The sequence below is a fragment of the Cellulomonas algicola genome (genome assembly GCF_003851725.1).
Taxonomy (GTDB): Bacteria; Actinomycetota; Actinomycetes; order Actinomycetales; family Cellulomonadaceae; genus Cellulomonas; species Cellulomonas algicola.
The window spans coordinates 1-514 of record NZ_BHYL01000495.1 but is presented as its reverse complement, the minus strand read 5'-3'; the positions used below and the strand labels follow the sequence as shown (position 1 = coordinate 514).

At 80.7% G+C, this 514-nt stretch carries 1 protein-coding gene; it reads right to left on the bottom strand.

All coding sequences use genetic code 11. The features are described 5' to 3' along the window. Window positions 1-514: hypothetical protein (locus tag CTKZ_RS21880; RefSeq protein ID WP_160142954.1), on the bottom strand; the 514-nt coding region annotated here is incomplete at both ends.

The window sequence follows — 514 nt, the reverse complement described above, 5'->3', positions numbered from 1 at the left end:
CGCCGGTGGCGTCCGCGACGACGGCGGCGACGTCCGCCGCGACCGCCGCGGGATCGGCACCGGGGGCGGTCCGCACGAGCAGCCGCTCGACGACGGGTCGCAGCCCCAGCCGCTGCGCGCTCGCGTCGTCGACCAGCACCGCCGACGGGCCGGTGGCGCCGGGCACCGTCGCCCGCGTCGCGAGCACCGTGACCGGGACCGCGGCCGACGAGCCGCCCGCGTCGAGCACGGGCTCGTCGTCCAGGTCGTCCTCGACGTCTCCGACGAGCACGACGGCGACGCTGTCGTCGGAGCCACGCGGCGCGACCGGAACGGGGTCGACGCCGGGCAGGCCGTCCTGCACGGCGCGCAGCGCCGCGAGGTCCACGACGTGCACCGCGAGCGCGTCGCCCGCGCGGCCCGCGCGCAGGACGACCTCGCCCCCGTCGGCGACGGCGGCGACCGCGGCGACCCCGGGCGTGCGCCGCACCGCGTCGACCGTGCCCGCGGTGGCACCGTCCGCCTGGACCGCGAC